The sequence below is a fragment of the Rhodopseudomonas palustris genome (assembly GCF_003031265.1).
Classification (GTDB): Bacteria; Pseudomonadota; Alphaproteobacteria; order Rhizobiales; family Xanthobacteraceae; genus Rhodopseudomonas; species Rhodopseudomonas palustris_H.
Genome location: NZ_CP019966.1, coordinates 2,224,382 through 2,240,156 on the forward strand (window position 1 = coordinate 2,224,382; position 15,775 = coordinate 2,240,156).

At 65.5% G+C, this 15,775-nt stretch carries 14 protein-coding genes; 9 read left to right on the top strand and 5 right to left on the bottom strand.

Going from position 1 to position 15,775, the window contains the following annotated elements; all coding sequences use genetic code 11:
* Positions 1-2: 2 nt before the first annotated feature.
* Positions 3-1,754 carry an ATP-binding protein gene (locus RPPS3_RS10245; RefSeq protein ID WP_107343977.1) on the bottom strand — a complete coding sequence of 584 codons (1,752 nt, stop codon included), beginning with the start codon at positions 1,752-1,754 and terminating at the stop codon, positions 3-5.
* 332 nt (positions 1,755-2,086) lie between these two features.
* On the opposite strand from RPPS3_RS10245, the gene RPPS3_RS10255 reads away from it, so the two are divergent.
* Positions 2,087-2,668: a hypothetical protein gene (locus RPPS3_RS10255; RefSeq protein ID WP_107343979.1), complete on the top strand. Its 582-nt coding sequence runs from the start codon at positions 2,087-2,089 to the stop codon at positions 2,666-2,668.
* 24 nt (positions 2,669-2,692) lie between these two features.
* Here the strand turns inward: RPPS3_RS10255 and serB are convergent, their stop codons facing one another.
* Positions 2,693-3,586, bottom strand: a complete 894-nt coding sequence (gene serB, locus RPPS3_RS10260) for a phosphoserine phosphatase SerB (RefSeq protein WP_107343980.1) — start codon at positions 3,584-3,586, stop codon at positions 2,693-2,695.
* Between serB and miaA the strand changes: the two genes are divergently transcribed.
* The 3 genes from miaA to ilvN all read left to right on the top strand — a co-directional run bounded on the left by miaA (position 3,585) and on the right by ilvN (position 7,434).
* Complete coding sequence (miaA, locus tag RPPS3_RS10265) at positions 3,585-4,535, top strand: tRNA (adenosine(37)-N6)-dimethylallyltransferase MiaA (protein ID WP_107343981.1); 951 nt, start codon at positions 3,585-3,587, stop codon at positions 4,533-4,535. The two genes, serB and miaA, sit on opposite strands and share 2 nt — an antisense overlap.
* Positions 4,536-4,972: 437 nt before the next feature.
* Positions 4,973-6,751, top strand: a complete 1,779-nt coding sequence (locus tag RPPS3_RS10270) for an acetolactate synthase 3 large subunit (protein WP_107343982.1) — start codon at positions 4,973-4,975, stop codon at positions 6,749-6,751.
* 140 nt (positions 6,752-6,891) lie between these two features.
* Positions 6,892-7,434, top strand: coding sequence for an acetolactate synthase small subunit (gene ilvN, locus RPPS3_RS10275; protein WP_107343983.1), 543 nt, complete (start codon positions 6,892-6,894; stop codon positions 7,432-7,434).
* Between the two features lie 3 nt (positions 7,435-7,437).
* On the opposite strand, the gene RPPS3_RS10280 is transcribed toward ilvN, so the two are convergent.
* Positions 7,438-7,836, bottom strand: coding sequence for a host attachment family protein (locus RPPS3_RS10280; RefSeq protein ID WP_107346539.1), 399 nt, complete (start codon positions 7,834-7,836; stop codon positions 7,438-7,440).
* Between the two features lie 211 nt (positions 7,837-8,047).
* Between RPPS3_RS10280 and RPPS3_RS10285 the strand changes: the two genes are divergently transcribed.
* The 5 genes from RPPS3_RS10285 to RPPS3_RS10305 all read left to right on the top strand — a co-directional run bounded on the left by RPPS3_RS10285 (position 8,048) and on the right by RPPS3_RS10305 (position 13,410).
* Complete coding sequence (locus RPPS3_RS10285; protein ID WP_107346540.1) at positions 8,048-8,923, top strand: EamA family transporter; 876 nt, start codon at positions 8,048-8,050, stop codon at positions 8,921-8,923.
* A 192-nt stretch (positions 8,924-9,115) separates the two neighbouring features.
* Positions 9,116-10,135 carry a ketol-acid reductoisomerase gene (gene ilvC, locus RPPS3_RS10290; RefSeq protein WP_107343984.1) on the top strand — a complete coding sequence of 340 codons (1,020 nt, stop codon included), beginning with the start codon at positions 9,116-9,118 and terminating at the stop codon, positions 10,133-10,135.
* A 239-nt stretch (positions 10,136-10,374) separates the two neighbouring features.
* Positions 10,375-11,103, top strand: coding sequence for a FadR/GntR family transcriptional regulator (locus tag RPPS3_RS10295; RefSeq protein WP_107343985.1), 729 nt, complete (start codon positions 10,375-10,377; stop codon positions 11,101-11,103).
* 98 nt (positions 11,104-11,201) lie between these two features.
* Positions 11,202-12,434, top strand: a complete 1,233-nt coding sequence (locus tag RPPS3_RS10300) for an ABC transporter substrate-binding protein (RefSeq protein ID WP_107343986.1) — start codon at positions 11,202-11,204, stop codon at positions 12,432-12,434.
* A gap of 124 nt (positions 12,435-12,558) precedes the next feature.
* Entirely contained in the window at positions 12,559-13,410 is an 852-nt protein-coding gene (locus tag RPPS3_RS10305) for an SDR family oxidoreductase (RefSeq protein WP_107343987.1), read from the top strand.
* Between the two features lie 21 nt (positions 13,411-13,431).
* Here RPPS3_RS10305 and RPPS3_RS10310 read toward each other — a convergent pair whose 3' ends face one another.
* Positions 13,432-14,979, bottom strand: a complete 1,548-nt coding sequence (locus RPPS3_RS10310; protein ID WP_107343988.1) for an ABC transporter permease/substrate-binding protein — start codon at positions 14,977-14,979, stop codon at positions 13,432-13,434.
* On the bottom strand, positions 14,976-15,770 hold the full coding sequence (locus tag RPPS3_RS10315) for an ATP-binding cassette domain-containing protein (RefSeq protein WP_434006779.1): 795 nt from the start codon (positions 15,768-15,770) through the stop codon (positions 14,976-14,978). Before RPPS3_RS10315 ends, RPPS3_RS10310 begins: the two co-directional genes overlap by 4 nt.
* Positions 15,771-15,775: the final 5 nt, after the last annotated feature.

The window sequence follows — 15,775 nt, forward strand, 5'->3', positions numbered from 1 at the left end:
CCTCAGCGCAGCGGCTTCTTCAGCAGCGAGAAGCGGTCCGGATCGAGCCCCAGCGAGGGCTGCAGCATCGGAGCATCCATCGTCCGTGCGAGCGGGCGCTCGGTGATGCCCGGATCGTTCGGCACGTCGCGATGCGAGGTCGCGCCGCGCCAGCGCTCCAGCACCGCGCTGACGAAGTGCATGTCGTTGCCCGCGGCCGCCGACGGCACGGTCGAGATCGCAGCCTCGCTGCGCGGCAACTGATGCGCCGGCACTTCCTTGAAGCGTAGCCGGGTCGGCAGCGCCACGCCTTCGCCGAACGCCAGGACTTCGCGGGTGCCGAGCGAGGGCACGAAGGAGAGCAGGTTGGCCGCGGCGTCGGACACCGCCGACCGCAGCAGCGACTGATCGCGATCGTTGGCGAGCCGCATCGCAAACAGCGTGTTGCACTGGGACAGGATCGTCGCGTCGAGTTCGGCCGGGCGCTGGGTGACGAGACCGAGATAGACGCCGTATTTGCGGCCTTCCTTGGCGATGCGCGACACCGCCTTGCGGGTCGGGCCGAAGCCGATGGCGCGGTCGGCCGCAGCGTAGCGGTGGGCTTCTTCGCAGACGAACAGCAGCGGCGACACGCCGTCGCTCCACAGGCCGAAGTCGAATGCCATCCGGCACAGCACCGACACCACCGAGTCGACCACCTCGGCCGGGAAGCCGGCGAGCTGCATGATCGTCATCGGCTTGCCGTTGGCGGGCAGGCGGAACAGATGGCTGATCACTTCCGCCATAGTGTCGCCGCCGACATTGGCGTTGTCGAACATGAAGGCGTAGCGCGGGTCGTTGCGCACCGTCTCGATGCGCGAGATCAGCTTGTGATAGATGATGCGCGAGGAACGGTTTTCCAGCTTGCCCATGCGCTCGTCGATCAGCGAGATCAGGTCGACGAGGCGATAGGGCACCGGCGTGTCGGCGGTATAGCCGATCGACTTCGGATCGACCCGCTTGAGGCCGAGTCGGTCGGTGCTGGTGTATTGCACGTAAAGGCCTTTGGCGACGGGGATCACCTCGGCCAGGATGTCGAGTTCTTCGGGCACGCCGGGGCGGCCGGCGAACAGCACGTCGACGATTTCCTCGAAGTTGAACAGCCAGAACGGCAGCTTCAGGTTGCGCGGATTGAGCACCAGCGCCTTGTCGCCGAAGCTGCGGCCGTATTCGTTGTGGACGTCGAGCAGGAAGATGCGCAGCGCCGGGCGCGACTTCAGGATTTCGTTGAGCAGCAGCGACACGCCGGTGGATTTGCCGACGCCGGTCGAGCCGAGCACGGCGAAATGCTTCGACAGCATTTCTTCGATGTCGACATAGGCGATTACCGAGGGATCCTGCTGCAGGGTTCCGACATCGATCTGGTCGGAGCCGCTGGGCTCATAGACAATGCGCAGGTCGTCGCTGGAGATCAGGTCCACCGAGTCGCCGATGGTCGGGTAGTTGGTGACGCCGCGTTGGAACTTCGGTCGAAGTGGCCCCGGCAGGATCTCACCGAGCAGGTCGACCGACGCGACCGCGATATGCTCGTCGGTCTCCGCGAGGTTCTCGCTCGACACCTCGGTGATGATCGCGATGATGGTGGAGCTTGCGGTCCGGATGCTGACGAAGCGGCCCACGGTGGCGCGTACGGCAGAGGGCACCAGCCGGCTCGACGGCAACAGCCCGACGCGCGCACCGGAACCGCGCACCGAGATCACCTTGCCGAACGCCCCTAGAGCAACAGCTTCTGCCATGTCTCGCAAACTCACAGATGAGGAATTTCGAGCGTGACTATGGGCAGCGTTGCTGGACAAACTGTTAAGTGAGCGCTCCCCGATCCTTCCGACAATTGATCAACTTCGGTGCGTGGCGCAGCCACATCGGTACGATTTTGAGGTAATCGCGGACGCCAAAGTACGTCATTTGAACGATGTTCGCGCGATCCGGATTAACGCGCTGTTGACGATGACACGAGGCGGCGACGAGCAAATGCGGCAGGTCTTGGCGAGAGGACGTGATGCCGCATTGGAGGATCGGTGAATGGTGGAATCGCCGCCACAGACCGATACCCGGCTGATGTCACGGCGTGTTGCGTGGCGCGTTCGTTGAAAGCTGGGCCGAGTTCGTGAGCTGCGTCGACAAGTTCCTGAAGGTCATGCGGGAGCATGACACCGCGACTGCGGCGCTGATCGCGTGGTGCCGGCGCCATCATCCTTATGAGGCCGAGGCGATCGCGATCACGCTGCTCGCTGACGAGACGGTGGCGGCGGATTGCTACGATGGACCGTTGCAGCCGCGGGCTGGCGAAACGCTACGCCGCCGCCGGGTCTGGCTGCGCTGGGGCCACCGTGTGCTGTCGGAAGCCGAGAACTGGTATGTGCCGGAGCGGCTGCCGCCGGCCATGCGTGACGCAATTGCCGATGGTGTTCGGCCTTATGGCGCGGTGGTCGCGAGCCTGCGCCCGCAGCGGATCACCACGATTGCGCTGCGCGCCGATAAGGCCGGCGAGAATGAGGCTCAAGCTGAAGCGGTTCTGGCGCAGTTGGCCCGCACCGAGGGCTTCTCGCCGCCCGAGGCTTTCATGCTGCACATCCACGGGGTGATGATGGCGTCAGGAATCGTGCTGGCCGATTTGCGTGAGCACTATCGGCGGGAACTGCTGCGTTAGCCTGGGACCGAGACAGGGAAGGGATCAGTCGGCGACGAATTCGTCTCGCCGATAGCCCTGCGCATAGAGCAGCGCGGTGAGGTCGCCGAAATCGATACGGCCGTGGGCCGCTGCGGCGACCGCAGGCTTGGCGTGATAGGCGATCCCGAGACCGGCCGCCTGGATCATGCCGAGATCATTGGCGCCATCGCCGACCACCAGGGTGTCGATCGCATCGAGATCGTCGGCTTCGCGCAGCTCCAGCAGCGTCGCCAGCTTGGCGTCGCGGCCGAGGATCGGCTCGGCGACCGTGCCTGTCAGCTTGCCGTCCTGACTGAGAAGCTCATTGGCGCGGTGTTCTGCAAAGCCGAGCCGTTCGGCCACCACATGGGTGAACTGAGTGAAGCCGCCGGACACCAGGCAGGTGTAGGCGCCGTGGGCGCGCATCGTCTGCACCACCGCGCGGCCGCCCGGCGTCAGCGTGATGCGGGTGTCCAGCACCTGGCCGATCACCTCGAGCGGCAGGCCCTTGAGCAGCGCGACGCGCTCGCGCAGCGCCGGCTCGAATTCGATCTCGCCGCGCATCGCCCGCTCGGTGATCGCAGCGACATGGTCCTTCAGCCCGACGAAGCCGGCGAGTTCGTCGATGCATTCCTGGCCGATCATGGTCGAATCCATGTCGGCGAGAAAAAGTTTCTTGCGCCGGGTCGCGGCAGGCTGCACCACGACGTCGATCGGCAGATCGCCGCGGGCGGCGCGGAGCCGGGCGGCGAGCACCAGGGGATCTTCGGTGCTGGCAAAGAAGATGTCAGCGGCGATCTCGTCGTGCAGCCAGACCGCTTCGTTGGGCTGAGGCAGCACCGCACGCGCCCCCTCGATCACGGTCGAATCCAGCGCGGGATTGTTCGGATTGCAGATGAGCGTGGCGACGAGCGACATGACAGCGGAAGGTCCGGAACGGCGCGGCCGGCGGCCGGCGGCCGTGCTTATCGCAGGGCCGACCGCCAGCGGCAAGTCGGCCTTGGCGCTGAAGCTGGCACAAGCGAGCGGCGGCACCGTCATCAACACCGATTCGATGCAGGTGTATCGCGACCTTCGCATCATCACCGCCCGGCCGACACTGGACGAGGAGGCGCTGGCGCCGCATCGCCTTTACGGCACGGTCGATGCCGCGGTGAATTTCTCAGCCGGGGCCTATGTCGAGGCCGCCGCTGCGGCGCTGGCGGAAACGCGCGCGTCCGGGCGGCTGCCGATCCTGATCGGCGGGACCGGGCTGTATTTCAAGGCTTTGACGCGGGGGCTTTCGGCGGTGCCGCCGGTGCCGGCCGAAGTTCGCGACGCGGTGCGGCTGCGGCTCGACCGGGACGGGGTTCAGGCGCTGCACGCGGAGCTGGCGGGCCACGATCCCGAGGCTGCAGCGCGGCTGGCGCCGGCCGACCGCACCCGAATCGCGCGGGCGCTGGAGGTCGTGTTGGCGACCGGTCGGCCATTGGCCGACTGGCACCAGGAGGCTTCGCCGCCGCTGCTGCCGCCGGACGACGTGGTGGCGGTATTCCTGGCCCCGGATCGCGAGGCGCTGTACGCGCGGATCGACTCCCGATTCGCCGCGATGCTGCAGGCCGGCGCACTGGACGAGGTTGCTGCCTTGGCTGAGCGTCGGCTTGATCCGCTGCTGCCGGCGATGAAAGCCCATGGCGTGCCGGCGCTGATCCGGCACCTGCGCGGCGAAATCGGCCTCGACGAGGCCGCCGCGATCGGAGCCGCCGACACCCGGCATTATGCCAAACGGCAGTTCACCTGGTTTCGGCACCAGTTGCCGGAATTCAAATGGGTGAGGCCGGAGGAGGCGGACGCGTTGCTGAACACTGTCATTTCGGGGCGTGCGTAGCGCGAACCCGGAATGACGCGCTTGGGTAGGGGAGGCGCGCGTGGAGGTTCAGGCACGACCTCCTGCGCAGACGGCTGCAGCCGGAGCGTACCGGACCCGCGCATCTTACTCCGCAGCATGCCCGCCTGCCTGTTATTACCGCTCGCGACCACCCCAAAATCCGGCTAAGGTTTGATCCGTACGGGTCTTCCCCTGCCTTGACATTCGGGGTTTGAGGGGTATGGTCCCGCGCAACCTTTGGGAAGCCGAGCCGGCCACATGCGACACAAAATTTCCGACCTGCTTCTCGTCATCGTACCCAGGCGCACCGCCGGGGGTGGATAGACTCCACCCCGCGAACGGACGGTGCGCTGAGGGCCTTCGACGGGCCCTTTTTTATTGCCTGAACCATCCCGAACCACGAACGACAGCGCCCGAAGGCGCATCCGGAGCCAACCATGAGCGACAGCAATAGCCACGATCCGAACCAGATGACCGGTGCGGCGATGATCGTCCGCGCGATGAAGGATCACGGTGTCGAGCACATCTTCGGCTATCCGGGCGGCGCAGTACTTCCGATCTATGACGAGATCTTCCAGCAGTCGGACGTCCAACACATTCTGGTCCGCCACGAGCAGGGCGCCGGCCATGCGGCCGAGGGCTATGCGCGCTCGACCGGCAAGCCGGGCGTGGTGCTGGTGACCTCGGGGCCGGGGGCCACCAACATGGTGACCCCGCTCGCCGACGCACTGATGGATTCGATCCCGCTGGTGTGCATCACCGGCCAAGTGCCGACCCATCTGATCGGCAACGACGCCTTCCAGGAATGCGACACCGTCGGCATCACCCGGCCGTGCACCAAGCACAACTGGCTGGTGCGCCGGATCGAGGATCTGCCGAAGGTGCTGCACGAGGCGTTCTACGTCGCGACCAGCGGCCGTCCGGGCCCGGTGGTGGTCGACGTGCCGAAGGACGTGCAGTTCGCCACCGGCACCTATCATCCGCCGCGCAAGGCCGACGTCCACGTCTCCTACGTGCCGAACAAGAAGGGCGACCCTGCTCAGATCCGCAAGGCAGTTGCGCTGCTGGCGAACGCCAAGCGTCCGGTGATCTATTCCGGCGGCGGCGTGGTCAATTCCGGCCCCGAAGCGTCGCGGCTGCTGCGTGAGCTGGTCGAGATCACCGACTTCCCGATCACCTCGACGCTGATGGGCCTCGGCGCCTATCCGGCCTCGGGCAAGAACTGGCTCGGCATGCTGGGCATGCACGGCACCTACGAAGCCAACATGACGATGCATGGTTGCGACGTCATGCTGTGCATCGGCGCGCGGTTCGACGACCGGATCACCGGCCGTACCGACGCGTTCGCGCCGAACGCCAAGAAGATCCACATCGACATCGATCCGTCGTCGATCAACAAGAACATCCGGGTCGACGTGCCGATCATCGGCGATGTTGCCACGGTGCTCGAGGATCTGCTCGGCGTCTTCAAGGCCGAGGCCAAGAAGCCCGACATCAAGCAGTGGTGGCAGCAGGTCGCGACCTGGCGCGCGCGCAACTCGCTCGCCTACAAGAAGAACAACGACGTCATCATGCCGCAATACGCGATCCAGCGGCTGTACGAGGCGACCCGCGGCCGTGATACCTACATCACGACCGAAGTCGGTCAGCATCAGATGTGGGCGGCGCAGTTCTACGGCTTCGAACAGCCGAAGCGCTGGATGACCTCGGGCGGTCTCGGCACCATGGGCTACGGTCTGCCGGCAGCCCTCGGCGTGCAGGTGGCGCATCCGGGCAGCCTCGTCGTCGACATCGCAGGCGATGCCTCGGTGCAGATGACGATCCAGGAGATGGCGACGGCGGTGCAGTACGAACTGCCGATCAAGATCTTCATCTTGAACAACCAGTACATGGGCATGGTTCGGCAGTGGCAGCAGCTACTCCACGGCAACCGGCTATCGCACTCCTACACCGAAGCGATGCCGGACTTCGTCAAGCTGGCTGAAGCTTACGGCGCGGTCGGCATGCAGGTGATCAAGCCGTCCGATCTCGACGGCGCGATCCAGGACATGATCAAGGTGAACAAGCCGGTGCTGTTCGACTGCCGCGTTGCCGCGCTGGAGAACTGCTTCCCGATGATCCCGTCGGGCAAGGCGCACAACGAAATGCTGTTGCCGGCCGAAGCCACCGACGAAGCCACCGCAGCCGCCTTCGCCGGCGGCAAGGCGCTGGTGTGATCCAAGGCGCTTCGCTTCAACAACGACGTCATGCGCGGGCTTGACCCGCGCATCCATCGATCTTCGCAAGAATGATGGATTGCCAGGTCAAGCCCGGCAATGACGCTCACTAACAATTCGGCTCAAACCTGAGAACAGACATGACCCAGCCCGCATCCGCTTACTTCATGGAAGAGCGCCACGATCCGAACGAGACTCATACGCTGTCGGTGATCGTGCAGAACGAGCCCGGCGTTCTGGCCCGAGTGATCGGGTTGTTCTCGGGCCGCGGCTACAACATCGAAAGTCTTACGGTGTCGGAGACCGAGGCGCAGAAGCACCTGTCCCGGATCACCATCGTCACCACCGGCACGCCGATGGTGATCCAGCAGATCAAGAACCAGCTCGACCGTATGGTCCCGGTGTATCGCGTCGTCGACATGACGCTGAGCGGCCGTTCGATCGAGCGCGAGCTTGCGATGGTCAAGCTGCGCGGCGTCGGCGAGCATCGCGTTGAATCGTTGCGGCTCGCCGAGGCCTTCCGCGCCCGGGTGATCGACGCCTCGACCGAGAGCTTCGTGTTCGAGATCACCGGCAACTCGTCGAAGATCAATCAGTTCATCGAGCTGATGCGCCCGCTCGGCCTGGTCGAAGTGGTGCGCACCGGCGTCGCCGCGATCGGCCGCGGCGCGGAGGGGATGTAACCGCTATGCCGCGATCGCCTCGGCGATCTGATCGAGCGGGTGGTTGGTGAGATCCTTCGCCAGCGAGCGGATCAGCGAGGCTTCGACGGTCTTGTGCAGGATCGGGCGCATCTGACCGAGCGTCTGCGGGTCGGCGACCAGCACCAGCTGGTCGAACTCGCCGTCGAGCTTCATCTTGTTCAGCGTGTTGGTGAGCTGCTTGGCGAAGGTCGCTTCGTCGGTCTGGCTCTGGCTCTGCTCCTCGGGGCGCGAGCCCGACGGGCCGTCGTCGTCCAAATTGGTCGGCTCGAGCTTGCGCTCCTGGCGCAGCGTCACGTCGGCCGGCTTGCCGGTGTTGCGCAGCAGCAAGGCGCCGCGGCCATCAGCGACGACGACGAGCGTGTTGTGCGGAATCAGCGTCATATCCGGATCGTCCTTTCGATAGCAGCGCCCGGCGTGGGTGTTGACCGGGCGTCCATTCGCCAACCGGATGTCCCGATGTTTCGTTCCCGGCTGCGGCATCGTCGCGCGGGATACAGCTCCGCGTGCGGGGCGGGTTACCGGGTGCGGACGGATCAGCTACGACCCAGGGAACGCGGCGCGGTTGGTGCCGGACGAGGGGACGGAAACGACGATGAAGCCCGCCGATACGGCGCTCGCCGTTCTGGTGGCGGTGATCTGGGGCCTCGGCTTCGTGTTCACGCGCTACGCGCTGACCGAAATGTCTCCGTCGCTGCTCAACCTGCTGCGTTTCGCCATCACGGCGCTGCCGTGCCTGCTGCTGCCGCGACCGAAGCTGGCGTGGCCGGTGTGGATCGGCATCAGCCTGCTGTTGGTTTGGCAGTATCTCACCCAGACCTATGGCATCGCCCACGGCGTGCCGGCCGGATTGACCGCGGTGATCGTGCAGAGCCAGGCGCTGTTTACGGTGGGGTTCGCGGCGCTGTTGCTGGGCGAGCGTCCGACCGGAGCGCAATTGGCTGGCATTGCGGTCGCCGCCTGCGGCCTGCTGATGATCTGCTTGACGGTGGGCTACGACTTCACCGTGCTGGCCTTCGCCGTGACGATGACCGCCCCGATCAGCTTCGCCTTCACCAATCTGTTGCTGCGCCGCGCCCGCGACGTGCCGATGCTCGACCTGTTTGCCTGGATCAGCCTGGCGTCGCTGCCGCCGCTCGCCTTGGCGGCCTGGGTCAGCGATGGCGTCCCGGCCATCGTCCAGTCGCTGACGCATCTGTCGCCCGGCGTGATGGGCGCGATGCTGGCGCTGTCGGTCGGCTCCACCACCATCGGCTATTGGATCTGGGGGCGGCTGCTGCACGCCTATAGCGCTGCCCAGGTTGTGCCCTTTGCTTTGCTGGTGCCGTTCATCGGGGCGGGGGCGTCGAGCCTGGTGTTCGGGGAGACGTTCGGGTCGCTGCGGCTCACCGGGATGCTGATCGTGGTCGCGGGCCTTGCGATCATGCTGCTGTTCGGCCGCGCCCGGCCGTCGCTGCCGGAGGTGGGTTGAGCGCCGAAAGTCGTAGGATTGGCGGTTTTCCGCATCGCGGCAGCCATGCTGTCCTAACCGCCACAAATCGCCGCCGCGGGCTTGTGTCCGGGCACCCGGACCCCTAAAAACCAGCGGCAATTCAACGGTCGGCCGGCATGGCCCGATCATACCAGCACGGGCGGGACGGGCCGCCGAGAAAGAGGAACGAGGATGCGAGTTTACTACGATCGCGACGCCGATCTGAACCTGATCAAGGGCAAGAAGGTCGCCGTCATCGGCTATGGCAGCCAGGGCCATGCCCACGCGCTGAACCTGAAGGATTCGGGCGTCAAGGACGTCGCGATCGCGCTGCGCAAGGGCTCGGCGTCGGCCAAGAAGGCCGAGAACGCCGGCTTCAAGGTCATGGACGTCGCCGAGGCCGCCAAGTGGGCCGACGTGATGATGATGCTGACGCCCGACGAATTGCAGGCCGACATCTATCGCGAGCATCTGCACGACAACATGAAGCAGGGCGCGGCGCTGCTGTTCGCTCACGGCCTCAACGTCCACTTCAACCTGATCGAGCCGCGCGCCGACCTCGACGTGCTGATGGTCGCGCCGAAGGGCCCGGGCCACACCGTGCGCTCCGAATATCAGCGCGGCGGCGGCGTGCCCTGCCTGATCGCGATCCACAAGGACGCCTCGGGCAACGCCCATGACCTCGGCCTGTCGTACGCCTCGGCGATCGGCGGCGGCCGCGCCGGCATCATCGAAACCACCTTCCGCGAGGAATGCGAGACCGACCTGTTCGGCGAGCAGGTGGTGCTGTGCGGCGGTCTGGTCGAGCTGATCAAGGGCGGCTTCGAGACCCTGGTCGAAGCCGGCTACGCGCCGGAAATGGCCTACTTCGAGTGCCTGCACGAAGTGAAGCTGATCGTCGACCTGATCTATGAAGGCGGCATCGCCAACATGAACTACTCGATCTCCAACACCGCGGAGTATGGTGAGTACGTCACCGGTCCGCGCATCATCACCGCCGAGACCAAGGCGGAGATGAAGCGGGTGCTGGAAGACATCCAGAACGGCATCTTCACCCGCAACTGGATGCTCGAGAACAAGGTCAACCAGACCTCGTTCAAGGCCACCCGCGCCAAGCTGGCGCAGCACCCGATCGAGGAAGTCGGCGCCAAGCTGCGCGACATGATGCCCTGGATCAAGAAGGGCGCGCTGGTCGACAAGTCGAAGAACTAAGCAGCCTCTGCTGCTCATTGCGAGCCAACGGGTCCGGCCTCTGGCCGGCCCGAGGACAGGCTCCGCGAAGCAATCCAGAAGCTCCAGCAAAGACTGGATGCTTCGTCGCTTCGCTCCTCGCAATGACAGGTCATCAAACGGGATCGCGGCGACGCGGTCCCGTTTTCCGTTTGGCGCCGGTGCAATCCGCCGCAGCCTCACCTGCTTGATCTGGTCTGACCAGATTGGTAGGGTCACTTATGGCAGCTCCGCTCAACTCCGAGACTTCGCATACGGTCCGCAAGACGCTCGAGTTCGTGCAGCATCATCGGCTGGCGAAGGGCGATCGGCTGCCGTCGGAGCGGGAACTGTCAGAGCGGTTCGGGGTGGCCCGCAGCTCGGTGCGCGAGGCGCTCGCGGTGCTGGACGCGATGCGCATCACCGAACGCCGGCCGAAATCGGGCATCTATCTGCGTAACGCCGTCGAGGATGGCGGGCTCGAGGCGCTGGTGCTGCAGGCCGATCTCGGACTGACCTTCGATCCGCAGGTTACCCGCGACGTCACCGAGGCCCGCATCATTTGCGAAGAGCAGGCGCTGCGGCTGGCCTGTCGGCGGCGGACCGACGCCGATCTCTCCAAGCTGCATCAGACACTGCAAGCCTACGCGGCGACCATCCAGACCGGCGGCGATATGGCCGAAGCGGATGTCGAATTTCATCTTGCGTTGGTCGCCGCCGGCCAGAACCGCATTCTGGTTCGGACGCTGACGCCGCTGATGCTAATGAGCCGACGCTGGCGGGAGCGCTACTTCGAGTCCGACGCGATCCGCCGCCGGTCGCTGGACGATCATCGCGCTTTCGTCGCTGCGATCGAGGCGCGTGACGAAACGGTGGCCGCGACGCTGCTGCGCCGCCACGTCGAGACCGCCGCGGCCGACGTTCGCGCACTGGCGGAGCAGGGCGGCTCCGCCGCGGCGAATACAACCTGAAACACCCGCGTCCCTGACGCGCCACAACAGCCCCGGTCAACGGGAGAGCTTCGCGCGGCGTCTGCCGTATCGAGGAAACGCAAGAAGAAGGATCAAAAATGCGTATGACGACGACTTCCGTGGCTGCCCTGGCGGCCGCGATTGCGATGCTGGCTGCAGGGCCGGCGCTTGCTCAGAAGAAGTACGGCCCCGGTGCCAGCGATACCGAGATCAAGCTCGGCAACACCGTGCCGTATAGCGGTCCGGCTTCGGCTTACGGCATCCTCGGCAAGACCTATGCGGCGTACTTCAAGAAGATCAACGAAGAAGGCGGCATCAACGGCCGCAAGATCAACGTGATTTCCTACGACGATGCGTACTCGCCGCCGAAGACGGTCGAGCAGACCCGCAAGCTGGTCGAGAGCGACGAGGTGATGGCGATCGTTGGTAACGTCGGCACTGCGTCGAACGTCGCGATTCAGAAGTATCTGAACGCCCGCAAGGTGCCGCAGCTATTCCTCGCCACCGGCGCCACCCGCTGGAACGATCCGAAGCAGTTCCCGTGGACGATGGGCTGGCTGCCGAGCTATCAGGCCGAAGCCACCGCCTACGCCAAGTATCTGTTGAAGGAGAAGCCGAACGCCAAGATCGGCGTGCTCTATCAGAACGATGATTTCGGCAAGGACTACATTCGTGGCCTGAAGGAAGGGCTGGGCGACAAGGCGGCGTCGATGCTCATCGCTGAGGCCAGTTACGAAGTCGCGGAGCCCACCATCGACTCCCAGATCGTCAAGCTGAAGGCGTCCGGCGCCGACACGCTGTTCTCGTTCGCCACCGGCAAGTTCGCCGCGCAATCGATCAAGAAGGTCGCCGAACTCGGCTGGAAGCCGCTGCACATCGTGCCCAACGCCTCGTCGTCGCTCGGCACCGTGCTGAAGCCGGCCGGCCTCGAGAACGCACAGGATCTGGTGTCCGCGACCTTCGCCAAGGACCCGACCGATCCGCAGTGGAACGACGACCCAGGCATGAAGAAATTCCATGCTTTTGTCGAAAAATACATTCCCGAAGGCAAGGCGATGGAAAGCACCGTGCTGTCCGGCTACAGCATCGCCCAGACGATGGAGCAGGCGCTCCGGATGTGCGGCGACGATCTGTCCCGCGAGAACCTGATGAAGCAGGCGGCCAATATGAAGGGCGTGCAGCTCGACGGTCTGTTGCCGGGCGTCACCGTCAACACCTCGCCGACCGATTTCGCCCCGATCGATCAGTTCCAGATGATGAGCTTCAAGGGCGAACGCTGGCAGCGCTTCGGCGATGTCATCAAGGGCGAGGTCGCGGAAGCGGGACGGTAACGCAGCTTCAGCGCGCCGTGCGCTTAGCCTCGCGGCGCGCTCTACCAACTGTCATAAATGGGATCGCGGTGACGCGGTCCCGTTTTGCTGTGGTAGAATGTCCGGCGTTCGAACGGAGCAAGCCATGAAGTCTATCGTCATCACCGGCGTGTCCACCGGGATCGGTCATGCCATTGCGCGGATGCTGCTGGACAAGGGATTCCGGGTATTCGGCAGCGTGCGGAAGCACAGCGATGCCGAGCGGCTTATTGTCGAATTGGGGTCCGGCTTCACCCCGCTGGTGTTCGACGTTACGGATGAAGCCGCGGTCCGGGCCGCGGCGGACGAGGTGCGCGCGGCGCTCGACGGCGAGACGCTTGCCGGGCTCGTCAACAATGCCGGCATCGCGGTGGCGGGCCCGGTGCTCGATCTGCCAGCCGATGAATTCCGCCGCCAGTTCGACGTCAACGTGATCGGGCCGATCCTCGCGACCCAGGCGTTCGGGCCGCTGCTCGGCACCGACCGGTCGCTGCGCGGCGCGCCAGGGCGGGTCGTGATGATGTCGTCGATCGCCGCCAAGTTCGGCAATCCCTTGATGGCTGCATACTCCGCCTCCAAGCACGCGCTGAACGGCCTGTCGGACGGGCTGCGGCGCGAGCTGATGCTGTTCGGCATCGACGTGGTGGTGATCATGCCGGGCGCGGTGAAGACGCCAATCTGGGGCAAGGCCGAGCGGGAGGACGTGTCGCGGTTTGCGAGTTCGCCGTTCTATCCGGCGCTGCAGAAGCTGCGCGCGCTGCTGCCTGAAATGGACGAAAGCGGTCTGCCGCCGGAGACGATCGCGCAGCGCGTCTATGACGCGCTGACCGCGCCATCACCCAAGGCGCACGACGTCATCACCCCGGGTCCGCTGCAGTTCTGGCTGTCGACCAAACTGCCGCCGCGCTGGATCGACAAGATCGTCGCCAAACGGCTGGGACTGAAGCCGAAGACGTAGCGCCGACATTCGGCGAGTTGATCAGCGTGGTTTTACGCGCTCCCACAACGCGCGTGCCGCTACGTCGGGCGTGCTGCCTGATCCCGCCTGCAGGTTAGCGGCGCGCATCGCTTCGATATCGATACGATCGAGCAGGGGCTTCAGGGCGGTGCGTAGTTTAGTGTCGTTTGCGCGCTTCGGCGCAAGCAACAGCACCGCGTCGTAGGGCGGGATCGCCTGTTTCGGATCGTCGAGCACGACGAGGTCGTATTTCGCGATCAGCCCGTCCGAGGTATAGCCGGCGATGAGATCGACTTCGCCGGAGGCGACGGCGGCGTACATGAAATCCGGCTGCATCTGCCGTTCGGTCTTGAAGGCAAGCCCATAGGCGCGGCGCAGGTTGGCCCATTCCGGCCGCGAGAAGAACTCGTAGTCGCCGGCGATCGTCATCGACGGCGCGCGGGCGGTGAGGTCGTCGATCGAACGGATCTTCATCGCCTCGGCTTTGGTGCGCGGCATCACCAGAGCATAGGCATTGGCGAAGCCCAGTTCGCCGAGCAGGGTGACGCCGTCTTTGGCGAGATCCTGCTTCAGCTCGGCAAGCACCTGATCGCGCGCGGCAATGCCGGGGTGTTTGAACTGGTTGGCCCACAGCGTGCCGGAGTAATCCACATAGGCGTCGATGTCGCCGCTTTTAATCGCGTCGTAGATCACGCTGGAGCCCAGCCCGGCGCGCGCCGTCGCGGCCAGGCCACCGGCCTCGAGGCGCTGCTGCAGCAACGCGGCGAGCACATACTGCTCGGTGAAGGTCTTGGCGCCGATCACGTAGGAGCTGCGCCCCGCGGTGGCCGGCAGCAACGTCACGATCACGATCGCGGCGATGCCTGCCGACCCCAGTCCGATCCGCCAGCGGCTGCCGCGCCGCAGCCCTGTTTCCGCCAGTGCCAGCAACTGATCAACCGCGAGCGCCAGCACGGCGGCGGCGGCGCAGCCGAACAGCACCAGAATCCAATTCTGAGTCTGCAGGCCGGCGAAGATGTAATTGCCGAGACTGGTCTGGCCGATCGGGGTCGACAGCGTCGCTGTACCGATCACCCACACCGCGGCGGTGCGGATTCCAGCCATGATCACCGGCAGCGCCAGCGGCAGCTCGACCATGGTCAGCACCTGGCGCTCGGTCATCCCGACGCCCTGTGCCGCTTCGATCAGCGCCGGGTCGACGCCATCGAGCCCAGTGATGGTATTGCGCAGCACCGGCAGCATTGAATACAGCGCCAGCGCCAGCACCGCTGGGAGGAAGCCGAAAGCGGAGAAGCCGACGCCGAAGGTGCTCATCGACAACGCCGCGAGTGCCAGCAGCAGCGGATAGAACAGCGCCAGCAGCGCAAGGCCGGGGACGGTCTGCACCACGCCGGCAAACCCGAGCAGGGCGCCGCGCAACACCGGCCGGTGCCGGGCGAAGATTGCCAGCGGCAGGCTGACGATCAGCCCGAGCGCGAGAGCCGCCAGACTGACGCGAACATGGGCGCCGAGATAGTCGGGCAGATTGCTCAGCGCGTCATGCCAGCGCGGATCGGCGAACAGGCTCATGCCGCGCCGTCCCGCGGCAGCAACGCGCCGAGCCGCTGCGCCTGCCGACGTGGCGTCTGCAAGAGTTCGGCGACGTAGGCGTCTCGGCTACCCGCAAGCTCACTCGCGGTGCCGAGCGCCAGCAGGTGGCCGCGGTGCATCACCGCGATCCGGTCGGCCAGCAGCAGCGCCTCGGTGATGTCGTGGGTGATCAGCACGGTGGTGAGCTTCAGCCGGTCGTGCAGCGCGCGAAAGTCTTCGCCGAGTGCATCGCGCGTCAGCGGATCGAGCGCGCCGAACGGCTCGTCCATCAGTACGATCTCCGGTCCGGCTGCGAGCGCGCGGGCGACGCCGACGCGCTGGCGCTGGCCGCCGGAGAGTTCGTGCGGGAAGCGGTCCCGATGCTGGGCGGGATCGAGCCGCACCAGCTCGAGCAGTTCATCGACCCGGGTGGAGATATCGGTCTTCGACCAGTTCAGCAGCTTGGGCGTGATTCCGATATTGCGTGCCACGGTGAGGTGGGGGAATAGCCCGCCATTCTGGAACACCATGCCGATGCCGCGGCGGAGCGCGATCGGATCGGCTGTTTGGATATCGTGGCCGTCGATGGCAATTGCGCCGGCATCGGCGTCGATCAGGCGATTGGTGAGCCGCAGCAGCGTGGTTTTGCCGGAGCCCGAGCCGCCAACGATGGCGAGCAGTTCGCCGCGCTGCACCGCAAGCGAGACGTCGTCGATCGCTTTGATCCGGCCGCCGCCGAAACTCTTGGTGATCCTGTCATAGGCGATCATCGGCGAAGCAGCGCTCGTCATGATCG